General features: G+C 68.9%; 13 protein-coding genes. 6 read left to right on the top strand and 7 right to left on the bottom strand.

The window, feature by feature from the left end:
• From RWX45_RS08570 to RWX45_RS08555, 4 genes are all read left to right on the top strand, one after another.
• The coding region (locus tag RWX45_RS08570; RefSeq protein ID WP_316023312.1) for a nucleotide-binding domain containing protein at positions 1-720 on the top strand (720 nt) is incomplete at its 5' end.
• Positions 721-791: 71 nt separating this feature from the next.
• Positions 792-2,198, top strand: a complete 1,407-nt coding sequence (locus RWX45_RS08565) for a DASS family sodium-coupled anion symporter (RefSeq protein WP_316023311.1) — start codon at positions 792-794, stop codon at positions 2,196-2,198.
• Entirely contained in the window at positions 2,192-3,052 is an 861-nt protein-coding gene (locus tag RWX45_RS08560) for an amidohydrolase family protein (protein WP_316023310.1), read from the top strand. Before RWX45_RS08565 ends, RWX45_RS08560 begins: the two co-directional genes overlap by 7 nt.
• A 272-nt stretch (positions 3,053-3,324) precedes the next feature.
• Complete coding sequence (locus RWX45_RS08555; protein ID WP_316023309.1) at positions 3,325-3,912, top strand: hypothetical protein; 588 nt, start codon at positions 3,325-3,327, stop codon at positions 3,910-3,912.
• Here the strand turns inward: RWX45_RS08555 and RWX45_RS08550 are convergent.
• From RWX45_RS08550 to RWX45_RS08540, 3 genes are read right to left on the bottom strand one after another with little or no spacing between them, the layout of a single operon-like run.
• Positions 3,818-4,486 (bottom strand): hypothetical protein, encoded by a 669-nt coding sequence (locus tag RWX45_RS08550; RefSeq protein ID WP_316023308.1) that lies wholly within the window; start codon positions 4,484-4,486, stop codon positions 3,818-3,820. The genes RWX45_RS08555 and RWX45_RS08550 overlap by 95 nt on opposite strands.
• A gap of 55 nt (positions 4,487-4,541) precedes the next feature.
• Positions 4,542-5,741 carry a DegT/DnrJ/EryC1/StrS aminotransferase family protein gene (locus RWX45_RS08545; protein WP_316023307.1) on the bottom strand — a complete coding sequence of 400 codons (1,200 nt, stop codon included), beginning with the start codon at positions 5,739-5,741 and terminating at the stop codon, positions 4,542-4,544.
• Positions 5,738-7,582: a nucleoside-diphosphate sugar epimerase/dehydratase gene (locus RWX45_RS08540; protein ID WP_316023306.1), complete on the bottom strand. Its 1,845-nt coding sequence runs from the start codon at positions 7,580-7,582 to the stop codon at positions 5,738-5,740. The genes RWX45_RS08545 and RWX45_RS08540 overlap by 4 nt, the downstream gene beginning before the upstream one ends.
• A gap of 285 nt (positions 7,583-7,867) precedes the next feature.
• On the opposite strand from RWX45_RS08540, the gene RWX45_RS08535 reads away from it, so the two are divergent.
• Complete coding sequence (locus RWX45_RS08535) at positions 7,868-9,289, top strand: hypothetical protein (RefSeq protein WP_316023305.1); 1,422 nt, start codon at positions 7,868-7,870, stop codon at positions 9,287-9,289.
• 560 nt (positions 9,290-9,849) lie between these two features.
• Here RWX45_RS08535 and RWX45_RS08530 read toward each other — a convergent pair.
• The 4 genes from RWX45_RS08530 to argF form a co-directional block, all read right to left on the bottom strand.
• Positions 9,850-11,409 carry an O-antigen polysaccharide polymerase Wzy family protein gene (locus RWX45_RS08530; protein WP_316023304.1) on the bottom strand — a complete coding sequence of 520 codons (1,560 nt, stop codon included), beginning with the start codon at positions 11,407-11,409 and terminating at the stop codon, positions 9,850-9,852.
• Complete coding sequence (locus RWX45_RS08525) at positions 11,406-12,695, bottom strand: glycosyltransferase (protein ID WP_316023303.1); 1,290 nt, start codon at positions 12,693-12,695, stop codon at positions 11,406-11,408. Before RWX45_RS08525 ends, RWX45_RS08530 begins: the two co-directional genes overlap by 4 nt.
• A complete protein-coding gene (locus RWX45_RS08520; RefSeq protein ID WP_316023302.1) occupies positions 12,692-14,524 on the bottom strand; it encodes an ATP-grasp domain-containing protein in 1,833 nt (610 codons plus the stop codon). The genes RWX45_RS08525 and RWX45_RS08520 overlap by 4 nt, the downstream gene beginning before the upstream one ends.
• A 67-nt stretch (positions 14,525-14,591) precedes the next feature.
• Positions 14,592-15,650, bottom strand: a complete 1,059-nt coding sequence (argF, locus tag RWX45_RS08515) for an ornithine carbamoyltransferase (protein WP_316023301.1) — start codon at positions 15,648-15,650, stop codon at positions 14,592-14,594.
• Between the two features lie 339 nt (positions 15,651-15,989).
• Between argF and RWX45_RS08510 the strand changes: the two genes are divergently transcribed.
• The coding region (locus tag RWX45_RS08510; RefSeq protein WP_316023300.1) for a CoA pyrophosphatase at positions 15,990-16,566 on the top strand (577 nt) is incomplete at its 3' end.

Genomic DNA, 16,566 nt, shown 5'->3' with positions numbered 1-16,566 from the left:
GTCTACGCCGACCCCGCCGCTCTCGCCGAGCAGATTGCGACGTGGAGCGCCGCGGGCACGCCCTTCTATGCCGTGCCCGACTGCGAGGATAACGCGGACCTCGACCTCATCGTCGAGCGATTCGGGCACCTCGGGCTACTCACCGGGGGCTCCGGCATCCTCGAGCCCCTGGGGCGGCGGGTCGCCGGCACCGGACGGCGCATCGTCGCCCAGACGCCGCCGGTGCAGGGACGGAGCATCATCCTCGTCGGCAGTTGCTCGCAGGCGAGCTTCTCACAGATCGGCGGCTACCGGTCCGGCGGCGGCACCGTCATCCGCCTCGATGCGCGCAAGCTCGCCAGTGGTGAGAACACGGCGGCGAGCGTGTGGGCCGACGCCCCGAAACAGGGGGACCTCTTGTTCTGCTCGGCCACCACGCGCGAGGAGATGATCCCGGCGGACGAGTTGCCCGGCGTCGACGGTCTCATCGAAAACACCCTGGCCGAGATCGCCGCGCTCGCCCAGCTCGACGGCGTGCGCAAGATCATCGCTGCCGGTGGCGAGACCTCCGGCGCAGTCACCAGGGCCCTGGGCCACGACGCCTTCCGCATTGGTCCGATCGCGGCCCCCGGCGTGCCCGTCCTTGTACCCCTCACTGCCCCCGACTCGCGCCTCGTCCTCAAGAGCGGGAACTTCGGCGCCACCTCCTTCTTCGCCGACACCATCGCGCTGCTCTCCTGAGCAGTGCTTCGCCCACCGCCGCCGTGCCGGCGCCCGCCGGTACGGAGCTCCATATCCATGAAAGGCAGTCAATGACGACTTCACGATTGGGGAAGCTCCTGGCCTGTGTGGCCATCGGCATCATCCTCTGGTTCATTCCCGCGCCGGGCTCGATCGATCCGGTCGCCTGGCACGTGTTCGCGATCTTCGTCCCCACGATCGTCGGTTTCATGCTCAAGCCCTTGCCGACGGGCGTGCTCACCCTCATCGCCCTGACCGTGTCGATCCTGACCGGCACCCTGGACGTCAAAACCGCCATGTCGGGCTACTCCGCCTCCGTCGTATGGTTGATCGTCGCGGCCTTCCTGTTCGCTCGGGCCATGATGGTGACTCGGCTCGGTCACCGCATCGCCTATATGCTCATCCGCTCCTTCGGCCGCACGCCCCTGCGGCTGGCTTACGCGCTCGCGATCTCCGACGTCATCGTCAGCCCGGTTGTGCCGTCGAATACGGCGCGAGCGGGCGGGATCTTCTACCCGATCATCCGCTCGACGGCCGACGTCTTCGACTCCCGCCCCGGACCGACATCACGCAGGTTGGGAGCCTTCCTCATCCAGGCCGTCTTCCAGACCGACATCACCGCCTCCGCCCTCACGGTCACGGCCGTGGCCGGAAACGCACTCATTGTCTCCTTCGCCTCCGAGGTCGCGGGTGTGAACCTGTCCTGGGGAGGGTGGCTCGGGGCGGCGCTCCTGCCCGCGGTCGTGTCCATCGTGGCGACCCCGTGGCTCGTCTACCGGATATATCCGCCCGAGCTCACCGACACGACGCAGGCGCGTGCGCTTGCGCAGAGGAACCTCGACGACATGGGGCCCCTCACCACCAAGGAGAAGTGGCTGCTCGGCATCTTCATCTTCGCGATCCTCGGCTGGGCGACCGCACCGCTGACCGGCTTCAACGCCACGGCGATTGCGCTCGCGGCGCTATGCGCGATGCTCATCGTCGATGTCATGAACTGGAAGGACATCATCGGCGAGAGCGCCGCCTGGGACGCCATGCTCTGGATGGGCGGCATCCTCTCACTGGCCACCGCGCTGAGCGACCTCGGCTTCTTCGACGCCTTGTCCTCGTGGGCCGGTGATGCGCTCAGCGGCATCGCCTGGCCGACGACCCTCATCCTTCTGTGCGTCGTGTACATGCTCACCACGTACGGCTTCGCCTCCGGCGTCGCCCACATCACCGCGATGTACCCCGTCTTCCTCGCCGTCGCCACTGCCGCCGGGGCGCCGGTCATGCTCTCGGTCTACGTCCTGGCCTTTGTGTCCTCCCTCCAGCAGGGACTCACCCATTACTCCTCCGGCCCCGCCGCAGTGTTCTTCGGCGGCGGCTATGTCGACCAACGCACCTGGTGGAGGCTCGGGGCCGTCATGCTCCTCATTCAGGTCGTTATATACGCAGTCGTCGGACTGCCCTACTGGAAGGTGATCGGACTATGGTGACCGCCCCCTACCCGCCCGCGGCCCCACCGCTGGCGGTGCCCGTCGGCTCCTGCGACAGCCACCATCACGTTTTCGACCCGGAGCGTTTCCCGTACTCGCCTGACGATACGCGCCACCAGCCCCCGGCCACCGCCGCCCAGTACCGCGCCATGCGCGACTCGCTGGGCCTGCAACGCAGCATCATCGTCACGCCCTCGTGCTACGGGACGGACAACGCCTGCACGCTTGACGCCGTCGATCAGTTGGGCGAGGGCAGCAAGGCCGTCGTTGTTCTGCCGCCCGAGCCCACCGAGCGTGATCTCGACGCGCTCACGGGCCACCGGGTGTGCGGCGTGCGCTTGAACATGGTGCGCAGCGGCAGCGCCAATGCCGAGACCCTGCAGCGCACCGCCGCTCTCGCTGCGGACCACGGCTGGCACTTGGCGCTGTGGATGGGGTGCGACAGCCTCGTGTCCATGGAGCACGTTATTGCTTCGCTGCCCTGCCGACTCGTCCTTGACCATCGCGGCAATATCCCCGTTGACGGTGGCCCCGACCACCCGGCCTTCCAAACGGTTCGTCGGCTCCTCGACGCCGGTCGCGCGTGGGTCAAGGTATCCGCCCCGTACCACGGCGGCAGCTACCCGGACTTCCCCGAGTCCCAGACTCTCGCGCGGATCCTGCTCGCCCAGTCGCCCGAGCGTGTCCTGTGGGGCACGGACTGGCCACACCCCAGCGAGTACACCAAGGGGATGACCCCGCCGAGCGAGTCTCAGATCCTGCGGCTCCTGTACCAGGCCTGCCCCGACGAGGACACCCGCAACCTGGTGCTCGTCGACAACCCGGCGGAGATCTTCGACTTCCCGCGCCCCTGATCGGGACAGGGAGAGGTCCCTTTCTCCATGGTCGCCTGGCCGGCGGTCACCGGTCGCCGCGAGCTGGCGGGGGCCCGTTCCATTGCGGCACGGACTCAAGAGCACGTCAGCACGGCGACGGCGGCGGACGGTCGCCCACCGGCCCCGGCGCCGGTGGCAACATCGGTGCCACGGCCCCGCGGGGCGCGGGTGTCCGGACGACATCGGGGACTGCGTCGGCCCGTGCGACAGGGCGGAGAGCACATGCGCCATGTGAACGGGGGTGGAGCTGCATGGGGGAGCCAACCGAAGTCGACCGCCCGGTCGGCTCGCGACGCGGTGAGCGCGCCACCTTCAACGTGCTGTGGCCCGGCGGTGAGCTGGCTACCCGGCAGGTATGCGACATGGTCATGGAGGCGGCAGGAATACTGCGCCGCCTCGGCGTCGATGTACGGATCCGGGCGACCGCAGTCCCCACCTACGGGGCCGGGCCGGAGGACGCGAGCGGTGAGCACGCCCCTCAGGCGGCATACTGGGCCGACACGGTCTTGGTCGTGGACGACGCAAGCCGTGCCGTCGCAGCGATGCTGGCCGACCTCGACGCGGCGTTGGCCGCCGGCCCCGACGTGCTCCTGCTGGCCTTGGAAGCGCCAACCGTCTCCACCCAGCAACTGCAGGAGCACGTCGCCCGGGCACACCATGTGCGGATGCTGGCCGCATCGGACGCGGCGCTGCTGGCCGCCGCCTGGCTGCCCCTGACCGAGTCGGCTGCCCGGCGAGAACCGGCTATGCCTCCTGCCGGGACGCAGCGTCCGAGGCCGGCGTGCGATCCGGAACCGACGACGCCGACTGCGCAGCCCGGGACCGCGGCCGGGCGCTGACGCGCACGAAGGCGACGATCAGGCCCACCATGAGGCCGCCGACCACGCCCGCCGCCACGTAACGGAGCAACGAGGGCGCCTGAGCCACGGAGCCGACCTGTGCCGAGCTGAGCAGGGTGAGGCTGACGGGGGAGTCGTCGCCCGTGAGCGCCTCCAGGTTGTCTGAAGCCTGCGCCACCACGGCGTCCGCCACCGAAATCGCCTTGTCCCGGGTGGGGGCGGCGACCTGGATCTCGATGGCTGGTGACTCGGTGACGCGGGTGGCCGTGATCCAAGAGGCGACCTCGGCCGGCGTCTCGGTCAGGCCGAGCTCGTCGATGACTTCTTGGGCGACCGCCGGGGAGGTAATGACCGGCAGGTAGCCGTCGGTCGCGGAGTCGGCGACGGTGGAGGCGTAGGAATAGCCGGTCACCCCCTCCTCCGGGTCCACCGCGACCCGCACGTAAGCCATGGAAGTGGCGGTATAGGTGGGGGCGGTGGTCTGGGCGAGCACACCGCCGGCGATGCCGCCGACGATTCCCAGGGCGATGATCCACCCCAGTCCGCGGCGCACAAGGGTCATGAGTTCCTGCATTGCTGAAGATCCTTCATCTCGGTTGGTGGGAGTCGGGCGAGCGATGTGCAGCGCCTCAGGCCGCTTTGCGGATGCCGGTGAGGGCGCCCGCCAAGGCGGTGCACACCTGCTCCACGTCCGCATCGCTCAGGGCCAGGTGCAGGGGCAGGGTCACCTCGGTGGCGTAGAAGGCGAAGGCGTTGGGGAAGTCCGCAATGTCGAAGCCGAGGTTGCGGTAGGCCGTCAGCAGCGGCAGCGGCTTGTAATGGACATTCGCCGATACCCCCGCCGCGTACAGGTCCTGGATGATCCGGTTGCGCTCGGCGACCCCGGCCACCGGCAGCGTGGCGATGGCCAGGTGGGCGGATGAGACCACGCCGTCGCCGTCGTGCGGCAGCAGCTCGACGCCGGCTCCGGCCAGGCCCTCCGCGTAGTGCGCCAGCAGCTCACGCCGACGCTCCAGGGTCTGCTCGTAGCGGCCCAGCTGGGACAGGCCCAGTGCGGCCAACGTGTCGGGCATATTGCACTTGTAAGCCGGGGCGATGATGTCGTACTCCCAGGAAGCGCCGTGGGACTTGGCCAGCGCGTCCTTGGTCTGCCCGTGCAGCGAGAAGGTGCGCACCCAGCGGGCAAGCTCCTCGCCGTCGGTGGGCAGATCCGGCCGCCAGGTCAGGGCGCCGCCCTCCGCGGTCGTCAGGTTCTTGACGGCGTGGAAGGAGAAGGCGGTCAAATCGGCGATAGTTCCGCAGGGTCGTCCCTCCAGCGAGGCGCCCAGGGAGTGCGCCGAATCGGAAATGATGACCGGTCGTCCCAGGGCGGCGGCCAGGCCGTCGTCGATCCGGCCGCGCCCGGCGAGCAGGGCGTCCAGGGGACGGGAGTCGAAGGGCACCCCCGCCAGATCGACCGTGATCACCGCGCGGGTACGGTCGGTGACCGCGGCGGCGATGCGCTCGACGCTGGGGAAGGGGGAGCCGGGCTCGCCGTCGACCATGACGATGGTGGCGCCGACGTGATCGATGACGGAGGCCGAGGCCGTGTAGGTGTAGGCGGGGACGATCACCTCGTCGCCCCGGCCGACGCCGGCCGCACGCAGGGCCAGCTCCAGGGCGGCGGTTGCCGAACTGAGCGCCACTACGGCGGTGGTGCCGCAGCGCTGGGCCAACTGCTCCTCGAAGCGGCGACCCACGGGACCGGAGGTGATCCAGCCCGAGCGCAGCACCTCAACCACTGCGTCAATGTCGTCCTGATTGAGTGTGGGCGGCGAGAAGGGAATCATCGCAGTGCCTCCGCCGAGTCCGGGAGAGGGCGGGCGGCATCAGCCCCGACCGCCGATGGGACCTCGGCCAACGGGTCTTCGCCGACGGCCCAGGCGTGGAGATCCTCCACCGTTTGGGGCTGCGCCTCGGTGACGCGTACGTGGCTGATGAGCGGATGGAAGGGGCGCTCGCCGTGCTCGGCGTGCCCGACCAGGTCCTCGGAGAGCTTCTCGCCCGGGCGCAGGCCGGTGAACTCGATGGGGACATCCTGGCCCGACTGGGCGATCAGCCGGTGGGCGACGTCGACGATCTTGACCGGTTCACCCATGTCGAGCACCATCGTGTCGCCCGGGCGCCCGAAGGAACCCGCCTGAAGCACCAGCTGGCACGCTTCCGGGATGGTCATGAAGAACCGCTCCACGTCCGGGTGGGTGACCGTGACCGGGCCGCCCTCCTCGATCTGGCGCTTGAAGGTCCACAACATCGACCCGCGTGAGCCCAGCACATTGCCGAAGCGCACGGATACGAAGCGGCGCCCGCAGGCGGCAGCCGTCGCCGTCGTCATGCGCTCGGCGAGCAGCTTGGTCCGGCCCAGCACCGAGGTGGGGTCGGCCGCCTTGTCGGTGGAAATGTTGACGAGGGTCTGCACGTCGTACTGGCGTGCCAGGTCGATGACGTTGCGCGACCCCAGCACATTGGTCTTCCACCCCTCGTCGGGGTACATCTCCAACATGGGCAGGTGCTTGAGGGCAGCGGCGTGGAAGACCACCTCGGGACGGTGCTCGGCGAAGACGGCCTCAAGCGCGTCACGGTCGCGGATATCGCACAGCACCATGTCGCGGGTGTCGAGCAGACCCTTGCCGTAAATGTCGAGCTGAATGGAGTGCAGGGCGGATTCGTCCCGGTCCAGCAGCACCAGCTCCTTGGGGTGGAACCCGTGGATCTGACGGGCGATCTCGGACCCGATCGAGCCGCCGGCCCCAGTGACGAGCACGGTGCGCCCGGACAGGTACCCGGCGATCTGGGACACGTCGGTGTGAATCTCGCGGCGGCCGAGCACCTCCGCCAGGTCGATCTCCCGGATGTCGGAGATCTGCAGGGCGCGGCGCGCCATCTGGCGCACGGGCACAATCGTCATGACGCGGATACCGCGCTCGGCGCACCGGGTGGTGACCGCCTTGAGGCGCTCGGCGGGGAAGTCGGCTACGCCGATAACAACCGTCGTGGCGGCGGTTTCGGTGCAGACGTCGATGAGGTCATCTACGGTGCCGCGTACAGGCACACCCAGAATCCGCAGGTTGCGCTTGGCGGGGTCGTCGTCGACCAGGCCCACCGGGGTGAAGGGGGAGGCGGCGTCGAACTTGGTCAGGTGGATGATCTGCTGACCCACCCAACCCGCGCCGACGACGACGGTGGGGGCCTGGTCCTGGGCGACGCGTTGGTAGCGCCGCGAGGTCTGGTAGGTGGCGATCAACCGCAGTACGAAGCGCGTCATGAGCGAGGCCATAAGCGCCGCCACGAAGACTGCGACCAGCGCGAGCACGCGCAGCGGGGTGCCGGTGGCAGCGGACCAGGCAGCGGCACTTGCCAGCATGACCACAGCGGATACGCCGAACTGCACGGCCAGCGCGGTGGCCTCCTCGAAGGAACCCACCTGGTAGCGGCGCCGGTAGGTCAGCAGCCATAGGTAGCCCAGACACAGGCTGACGACCGCGGCGATGGCGGCGTCGGCGAATATGGTCAGTGCTGCGGCGGAGGCGAAGGCATCGCCGTGCAGGCGGCAGGCAACGAATGCCGCTAACAGCCAGAACAGGGTGTCGATGATGGGCAGAAATAGCTGATGACGTTCAGGGACTCTCATTATTGGTCACATACCTCTCGGCTGGAGACCGACCCAAGGGTCAGGGCGGCAGCCTCACGGCCGCAGCAACGTCAAGGGCGCGGATTTGGAGTGATTCCGCCACAGCCTCGACGTCAGGGAAGCGGAGCGAGGACCGGTAACATTTAAGTAGCAAACGCGGTGAGGGTCAAACACGAGCCGTTTGACGGACGCGGTGCGCACAGGTCAGCATGGGAGCAGGTCATCGCAGATTGGCGCCCTGAACCCGTCTGTGCCCTCACGCGATGACATGTGAGGAGAATCTCTGTGTCCACCGCCTCCCTGACCGGCCGGGCCCTGACCAAGGGCCTGTCATGGGTGCTGGTCGGCAATGTGCTCTACATGCTGTCGGCGGCGCTGCTCACGCTCGTGCTGCCGCGGATCATCTCGGTGGCCGACTACGGGCTGTGGCAGCTCTACCAGCTCTACGTCATGTACTTCGGCTATGTGACCTTCGGCTACACCGACGGCGTCTACCTGCGGCTGGGGGGTCGGCGCTATGCGGATATGCCTGGCCCGCGCCTGTCGGCCGGCCTCATCCGGCTGCTGCTGGCGGACTTGGCGGCCTGGATCGGCCTGGTGGTGTGGGTATGGGCGGTCTCCCCAGAACCACAGCGGGGGCTGATCCTGGTGCTGGCGGGAGTGGGTGCGGTGTTCTACGTGTCACGCACCCTGGTGACCGTCATCCTCCAGATCGCGGGCCGGGCGCGTGCCTTCGCGCTGGGCACGGTGGTGGAACGACTAGTCACCTTCGTCGGTGTGGGCGGAGCGCTGCTGGTGGGCGCCCGCGAGGTGATCGTCTTCATCATTTTTGATGTCCTGGGCAAGCTGATCGGGTTGGTTGTGGCTGTGCTCATCGCCCGGGGCGTGTTCCTGTCCCCACCTGACTTCAGTTGGGAGGCCACCCGGGAGTTCTTCGCCGACTGCGGTGCGGGCATGTTCGTGCTGGTCTCCAACCTGGCCGCCGCGCTCATCACCTTCGTCGTGCGCTGGGCGGTCGAGTCTCACTGGGGCCTGGAGATGTTTGCGCAGGTGTCGCTGGCCTTCCAGTTCACCACCATGTTCATGGTGCTGGTCAACTCGGTGTCAATCTCGGTGTATCCGCAGCTGAGCAATCTGGATCGCACCCACTATGCCGGCGCCTACGCCACGTTGCGGGCCCGATTCGTCACGCCGTTGGTGCTCATGCTGGGCCTGTACTTCCCGTTGGCTTGGGTGTTGCGCGCCTGGCTGCCCCGCTACGGCCAGGCGATCTTCTTCCTGGCGCTGCTGTTCCCCTTGAGCGTGTACGAGACCAAGAGCCGCGGGCTGTCGGTGGTGTTCCTCAAGGTGCTGCGGCGCGAGCGGCTGATGGCGGTCATCAACGTGGCCTGCCTGGGCCTGGCGGTGGTAGGAACCTGGTGGACCGTCTATACGTGGGGGTCGGTGACTGCCGCTGTGTTCCTCATCGCGGTGGTCTCGGCCGTGCGGTCGATCGCCTCGGAGGTACTCATCAACCGGCTCATCGGGGTGCCGATTCTCGCCGACACTCTCACCGAGCTGCTCGTGTGCGCTGTCTTCCTGGCGGTAGTCGCCCTCGGTGGGCCGCCGGTGACGTTGCTGGCGGTCTACGCGACCCTGGGCGTGTACGGCTACGTCCACCGGGACTCCCTGCGCCTGCCCCGCCGCCTTCACCGAAACCGGCACTAATGACATGCCGAAACCGGCACTAATGACGTGCCGAGACCGGCAGACGCGATGCTGACTCGCGCTGATGCACGCAGGGTCGGGGTGGGCCGGGCCGGAGCCGGCGGAGGACGTCTTCGGTGTCATGCTCAGGGGCTCGCTGCGGCGTCATGAACACGTGTTTGTCTCAAAGACACGAGTTTTGGAGTTGTGCACTGTTGAAACACCTGCATATCTCCAAGACTCGTGTTCATGACGCAAAGTCGTGTATATGGCACCAAGCTTGTGTGCGTCGTTGTCGATCTTGGCTGCGGGCCGCCCGCTCGACAGCCCTCGCCGCTGCACGAGGGACTCCAACCGGCTGCGACCGCAGACACACCCGAATTACTACGCCACCCGGCTCGCACCTTCCGGGATAAGGCCGCACCCAGCCAACCGGTCAAAACCGTCACCGCATGACCGGATTTGCACCATCCCCAAGAAAACTTGACTCATAAAACCCACTGACGCCCGTGTGCCCGCGCCGCAGGCCCCGTCGTGTGGCGGTCCCCGGGCTGTGTCGCGAGCCGTCGGTATTACTGGGATTACTGGGCGTTCGTGCCACGGGCGTGCATGGGCAGGCTCGCAGGCGGTGTACGCCGAGCGCGGTGGGTTCCCCTCACGGATGCGGCGGGCGGGTCGAGAATCCCGCGCTCGCGCAGTAGCGCGGCGGCCAGGGACAGCCCGGCCACGCCGACGAGGGCGACGAGCACGCTCGGGGACAGCCAGGTGGTGAGGAAGCCCGTGGCGCTGCCGCGGGGCGCCCATAGCAGGGTCGTCACGATAACCAGGCGCAGGCCATTGCGCAGGGGCTGGCCCGGTTTGAGAGCGCAGCCCCAGATACAGATGGCCCCGTAGATCATCCCGCCCAGGAAAACGCCCGCATAACCGTAGTCGTAGAAGAGCTCGGCGATGAAGGAGCTGCCGCTGCCCCGCCCGGAGAAGTACTGGGGTCCCAACAGCGTGTAGCCGTAGGCGTGGGTGAAGGAACCGCCGTGGAGGGCGTGCTCAAGGGTGTTGCCGTGATAGACCGGGTAGCCCAGTAGACGGGCGAGCACACCGGAGTGGAGGAACTCGCCCGTGTACCAGTCGCGGGGAATGAAGTCGGCGTAGGTGTAGGCATTGCGGACCACCGACGAGCTCACGCCCTGCCCGTAGAGCATCTGCAGAATCGGGTTGCGGTTGGCGGTGTCGGCGGCGACCGCGCCGATGCCGCGCGCCGATTCGACCGCCGCCAGCGCGATGGCGACCACCGGCACGGCGATGGCGGCGACGAGCTTGCCCCCGCGCCTCATGCGCCAGGTGCCCGGAGGATCCTGGTGACGACGCACGATCCAGTAGGCAAGGAGCATCACCGCGCCGCCCACGAAGGTGCTCCGCTGCCCGGTGAGCAGGCTGAGCACCAGGTACACGGCCCAGCCGGCGCTGGCGGCGGTGACCTGCCGGCGCGGCGGGAACACTCCCAGATAGATCGCGAGCACCATGGGGAGCATGATCTCGATGCGGCGCAGTCCGTACATGGAGCCGGAGCTGTCTTCCAGGTCGGAGAACTCCGTGTAGTAGGACAGGTACCCGTTGGCCAGGACGTACCGCGCCCGTAGCGCCACTGAGATGAGTGACAGCACGAGCACCACCCAGTAGATGCAGCGGACGATTGACGGGTCGGCGAAGAGCCGCGGGGACAGACGCGCCTCGGTGGGTTCAGCCAGCAGACGCCGTCGGGCGCGCCACGAGCTGGCCACCAGGGCTCCGGCCAGGAGACCCAGCAGGCTCAGGGTCAGGCAGAGTTGCAGGTGCCGGGTCTGCGCCGGGGGCGCCTGGATGACCTCATAGTGGAAGAAGTCCACCGTGATCTCGCGTCCCAACAGCAGGAAGAAGAACGCCACCAGGAAGGCCACGAAAATAGCGCGCTCGGACAGGCGCGCCACCCCGAACAGCAGCGCATTGAGCCACAGCAGCAGAATCAGGGTCCAGACCAGTGACGCCTGAGTACCCAGGGCCAGCGCGATGACGCCAAGATTGCACAGCAGGCCCACCAGCGGCAGGATCGCCTGACGCCGGGCGGACTGCGACGCTGATGATCCCGACGACGTGCTTGCGCTCATGCCTTCTCCTCACGCTGCTTGGCGGCGACGGTGGCGTCGTCGAGCAGGTCTGTGAGAGCGGCGGCGAAGTCGGTGTACAGGCCGCGCGCGTCACAGCTGGTTTCCCAGGTGCGGCGGGCGCCCTGGCGCAGGGCCGTATAGGCGGCCTCGTCCAAGGCGGCGATCTGCTCAATTGCGCCGCGAACCTGAGCCGGCGTCGGGTTGGAGGGCAGCAGGATTCCGTTGACGCCGGTGCGGACCAGCTCGCCGGTGCCGCCCACGTCGGTGGCGATCACCGGAATGCCCGCCGACAGTGCCTCCATCACGGACACCGGCACCCCCTCGGAGGAGCTGACATTGACCAGCACGTGTCGGGGGGAGCGCACGTATTCCTCGACCAGGTCCGCGTTGCGCACAAAGCCCCGCCAGGTGAGCGTCACGTTCTTGCTCAAGCGCCGTTGCGCCAACGCCGCTATTTCTTCGTGCAGCACTCCCTCACCGAAGTGGTCCCACTGCACCGTCAGCGAGGTGTCGGCGAGCGCCTCGACGAGCAGATCCAGACGTTTGACGGGCACGATGGCCGAGCAGGAGACAACGCGCAGGCAGGTTTCCCGCGCGGGTATGGCGGTGGGAGTGCCGTGGTCGGTGGTGCCCAAGCGCGCGACGACGGCCTTGGGTCCGGCTTCCGGCCAGCGGTCCAGCAGGTAGCGCAGACCGTAGTCGGCGACGCAGTAGATGCGGTCCAGATCAGCCACTGTCTGCTGGCGCAGCGGCAGGTAGCCGCGGGGGGACTGCTCCTCATACAGGTCGGCGCCGTGCGCGCGGGCCACGCTCACGCTGTGACGGAACTGGGTGCGCAGCCGGGCGGCCATATAGGGCTGGTAGGCGAAGCGGTAGGAGTAGAAGACCACCTCGTCGTCGGGCTCCGCTCCGACCTCGTCACGCAGGATGCGGCGGATCTGGGCCGACTCGTGGTGGGCGCGGCTGAGGAAGACGAACAGGGTCACCACGCGGGAGGGCGTGAGCTTGCGGGCCCGGGCCAGGCTGCGCAGCTCCCGGTACAGATTCGCGTCGGCGAGCACCCGGAAGGAGCCCAGCAGGTACAGCAGACGTGAGCGGAAGGGGATCGGGTGGGCGGTCATATTCGCGGCCGGCAGCGGGCGCACGGAATCGCGCTGGTCGTCCCGCACCGACAGCGACATGATGTCCACCTGGTCGAATCCGGTCAGGTACTCCAGCTCGGTGGCCAGGAACGGCTCCCAGTTCCCGTAGGGGAAGGCGTTGGCCAGAATGACGAGGCGTCTCATGACGCCTCCTGCATGATGAAGGAGACCTGCGCGGCCAGATCCTGCGCCCGCTGGCGGCACTGAGCCAGGTCCTCCCCGCGCACCACCACCTGGCCGAGGCAGTCGTTGGAGGAGGAGAAGCCCTCGAGGCGGTCACCCGGGCCGCGGAACAGGGTCAGGTCCTCCACCCAGTCGGGCAGGTCGCTGGGCACGTCGACGGCGGCGACGGTGCCGTAGGTGTGCGGGTCGGTGAGCATAAGTGCCAGGGCCGCGCCGGGCCAGGGGGAGCGCCGCTGCCAGGTACCGGCCACGTCCAGGTCCAGGGCCTCGCGGGCCACGAGCTCGTAGTAGTCCAGTCCGTGGATGGCACTCATGAGTTCGGGCAGGCCGTTGGCGCCCGCCCGAGCGCTGAGCTCGATGACGTACACCTGCCCGTCGCAGGCCATGAGGTCGATGTTGACGGCGCAGTTGTCCAATCCCAGTGCCCGCACCGCGGCGGCGGTGGCTTCTCGCGCCTGGGCCGCGGTGTCGTCTGCGGCGGGCAGGTCGAGGGGCAGGTGGTGGCCGACCGGGATCGGCAGCCCACCGGGGGCCAGGTCGTCGCCGTGGACGGTGACGTGCAGCAGCTCGCCGTCGTGGATGAGCGCCTGTGCCCCGAACTCGTGCCCGTCCAGGAAACGCTCGATGAGCACGGTGCCGTGCCGACTGAGAGTGCGGGCACGGCGGAACGCGTCCCGGGCCTGCGCGACAGAGGCGACCTTGAACACGCCGCTGGAGCCCTGCAGATCGGCGGCCTTAACCATGGCCGGCACCCCGACCTGCTCCAGTGCCGGGGCGACCTCCTCCAGGGAGGTCACCTCGCGGAAGGGGGCGGTGGGCACGCCCCGTTCGGCCAGGCGGCGCTTCATCGCCAGCTTGTCCATACACAGCCTCGCCGCCGCGCGGGTGATGCCGCGCAGTCCCAGTTCGTCAACCACCGTGCCCAGGGCCTCCAGGCCCGTATCCAGGCAGCTGGTGGCGACGGCATCGACCCCGGCTAGACGCGCCTGGGCGGCTACCGCATCCGGGTCCAGCAGGTTGACCTCAATGGCTTCGTCGGCCTCCTTGAGTCCGGGTGGTGGCCCGTCGGTGAGGCTGGCGACGACGGCGGTCGCCCCCAGCCGCTTGACGGCGCGGATGAGCCCGAGCTGGCCGCGGCCGGCGCCGATGACCAGGACGCGGCGCCCCCGGGCGGGCAGCGACGTGGTCTCGGGTGCGGCGGTGGGTCCCGTGGAAGGGGCGCCGTTGACGTCGATGCGGATGCGCCCGTGCGGCCCGATGGCGTCGCGCACGGCCTCAACGCGCTCCAGGTCGGCCGCCAGGGCGCGGCGCTCGGCGATGCGGGCGCCGGTGACCTTGATCTTGACGGTGACGGGGATGGGGTCGGCGTTTCCGGCGGAGTTGCGACTGGGGCCGGTGCCGGCGCTTGCCCCGGCGGCGGTCACCAGGGCGCGGGCGCGGGCAGGGTCGACGGCGGGAACGGTGATGTTGACCGGGACCGTCTCGCGGTAGCGGGGCAGAGCGGTCAGATCGACGGTGGCCTGCTCGAGGGCGGAGGCGAGCCAGGGGCTGCAGGCCTCGGCGTCGTAGTCCCAGAAGGGAGCGAGTTCGCCCCAGCCGGCCGGGCCGTGCAGCAGGACGCCGTCCCGGCGGGTCAGGCCCCGGAAGGGGGTCTTCATGGCGACGTCCCAGGCGACGGCGCGATCGATGTCGGCCAGCAGCTGGCCGCCGACGCCGGCGCGCAGTGCGTCGAGGTCGAGCTCGCCGCGGGCGGATGCGGGCGCGGGGCCCCGCTGGGGCGGACTGGTCACCTCGACAGGATAGCCGCGGCGCCGCCGAGGCGGGGCAGCGACCATCCGGAGATGCCTGTACTCGTGTTCAGCCGGCTTGCAGCATGTCCGCGGCCGGGTCGCCGAGGGTGGCGACCATGACGGCCTTGATGGTGTGCATGCGGTTCTCGGCCTGATCGAAGACGATCGACCGCTCCGACTCGAAGACCTCCTCGGTGACCTCTAGGCCGTCCATGCCGGTGGCCTGGTAGATCTCCTCCCCGATCGTGGTCTCGCGATTGTGGTAGGAGGGCAGGCAGTGCATGAACTTCGCCTGCGGTCCGGCCTGAGCCATGAGGGCGGCGTTCACCTGGTAGTCGCGCAGCAACTCGATGCGCTCGGCCCACACCTCCTTGGGCTCCCCCATGGACACCCAGATGTCGGTGTGGACGAAGTCGACCCCGGTCACGCCGTCGGCCACGGACTCGGTGAGCGTGATACGGGCGCCGGTGGTGTCGGCGAGGCGCCGGGCGGCGGCGACGACGTCGTCGTCGGGCCACAGGCTCGCAGGCGCCACGATGCGCACGTCGGCACCGATGAGAGCGCCGGTCACCAGCAGCGAGCGCCCCATGTTGAAGCGGGCGTCACCGACGTAGGCGTAGGAGACCTCCGATAGCGGCTTGTCGGCGTGCTCGGCCATGGTCAGGCAGTCGCACAGCATCTGGGTGGGGTGCCAGTTGTCGGTCAGCCCGTTCCACACCGGCACCCCGGACAGCTCGGCCAGCTGGATGACCTTGGCGTCGGAGTCGCCGCGGTACTCGATGCCGTCGAACATGCGCCCCAGCACGCGGGCCGTGTCGGCCACGGATTCCTTGTGCCCGATCTGGGAGCCGGCTGGGTCCAGGTAGGTGGTGTGCGCGCCCTGGTCGTAGGCGCCAACCTCGAAGGAGCAGCGGGTGCGGGTCGACGTCTTCTCAAAGATGAGGGCGATATTGCGGCCCTTGAGGTACTGCGTCTCCCGGCCGGCCCGCTTGTCGGCCTTGAGCCGCGCCGCCAGACCGATGAGCGTCATCCACTCCTGCGGGGTGAAGTCGAGCTCACGCAGGAAGGAGCGCCCCTTGAATGAGGCGAGGACGGCCGGGTCGGGCGCCGGGATGACGGTGGGCATGCGCGGTCCTTTCAACGCAGCGGGTCGAATAGAGGCAAGGCTACCGGCTAGCGCGGATTCCCCACCTCTCCCCCGCCGGCAGCCCCGTATTGCCATGACTCCCTGCGCGAGGAGAGGGCTTCATCCCCGGCACGAGGGGACGGAGTGTCAGAATCCCTGATAAACGGGCTTTGCCCCGGCCAGGCCGTGTCAGAAAACCGCGGAATCAAGCCGTTTTGTCTCGCGCGTTTGGGGCGGCCGACGGCGTTTGTCAGGGATTGTGACAGGCCCCCGGCTCTGCGCAGACAGGTGCCGGACTGGCATTCGCCGTCGGGCACGACGACGCCGTAGCCTCACCCCATGGGAGTGGTTGACGATCTTCGCCGAGTGGTGGCGGCGGCGCCCCGCCTGGACGGTTTGGAGACGCGGCGGGAGCGGGCGCTGAGGGTGTCCGGGCGCGCCCTGCGGCGCTCAGCCGTGCTCGTCCTGTTCGGGGTGGGTGAGCGGGCGGTCTCCCGCGGGGTACGCGCCGACGGCGAGGGAGCGTCGGTGGGTGACCTCGACGTCGTCCTCACGGTGCGCTCCGCAGCGCTCAGCCACCACCCCGGCGAGGTCGCCTTCCCCGGCGGCGGGCTGGAGCCGGCCGACGACGGCGATCCCACAGCCGCGGCCCTGCGCGAGGCGTGGGAGGAGACGGGCATCGAGCCGTCCGACGTGGCTGTGCTCGGCGCGCTGCCGGAGGCGGCGCTGACCGCATCGGCGAACCTCGTCACCCCGGTGCTCGGCTGGTGGGCGGCGCCTCGGGCCATGCGACTGGACGGCACGGAAACGAGGCAGGCGACGCGGGTAGGGGTGGGCACGCTCGTCGACCCGGCGGCGCGGCGCACCTGGGTGCTGGAGCGCGGCGGCCAGCAACGGCGGGGGCCCGCCTTCGTCA

The sequence above is a fragment of the Actinomyces sp. MRS3W genome (genome assembly GCF_032465695.1).
Classification (GTDB): Bacteria; Actinomycetota; Actinomycetes; order Actinomycetales; family Actinomycetaceae; genus Actinomyces.
The sequence above is the reverse complement of the archived record's forward strand: the minus strand, read 5'-3'. Positions and strand labels throughout refer to the sequence as shown.

Coding starts and splice junctions, on each gene's coding strand:
- RWX45_RS08565 (WP_316023311.1), top strand. CDS start 792: ATGACGACTTCACGATTGGGGAAGCTCCTGGCCTGTGTGGCCATCGGC.
- RWX45_RS08560 (WP_316023310.1), top strand. CDS start 2,192: ATGGTGACCGCCCCCTACCCGCCCGCGGCCCCACCGCTGGCGGTGCCC.
- RWX45_RS08555 (WP_316023309.1), top strand. CDS start 3,325: ATGGGGGAGCCAACCGAAGTCGACCGCCCGGTCGGCTCGCGACGCGGT.
- RWX45_RS08550 (WP_316023308.1), bottom strand. CDS start 4,486: ATGCAGGAACTCATGACCCTTGTGCGCCGCGGACTGGGGTGGATCATC.
- RWX45_RS08545 (WP_316023307.1), bottom strand. CDS start 5,741: ATGATTCCCTTCTCGCCGCCCACACTCAATCAGGACGACATTGACGCA.
- RWX45_RS08540 (WP_316023306.1), bottom strand. CDS start 7,582: ATGAGAGTCCCTGAACGTCATCAGCTATTTCTGCCCATCATCGACACC.
- RWX45_RS08530 (WP_316023304.1), bottom strand. CDS start 11,409: ATGAGCGCAAGCACGTCGTCGGGATCATCAGCGTCGCAGTCCGCCCGG.
- RWX45_RS08525 (WP_316023303.1), bottom strand. CDS start 12,695: ATGAGACGCCTCGTCATTCTGGCCAACGCCTTCCCCTACGGGAACTGG.
- argF (WP_316023301.1), bottom strand. CDS start 15,650: ATGCCCACCGTCATCCCGGCGCCCGACCCGGCCGTCCTCGCCTCATTC.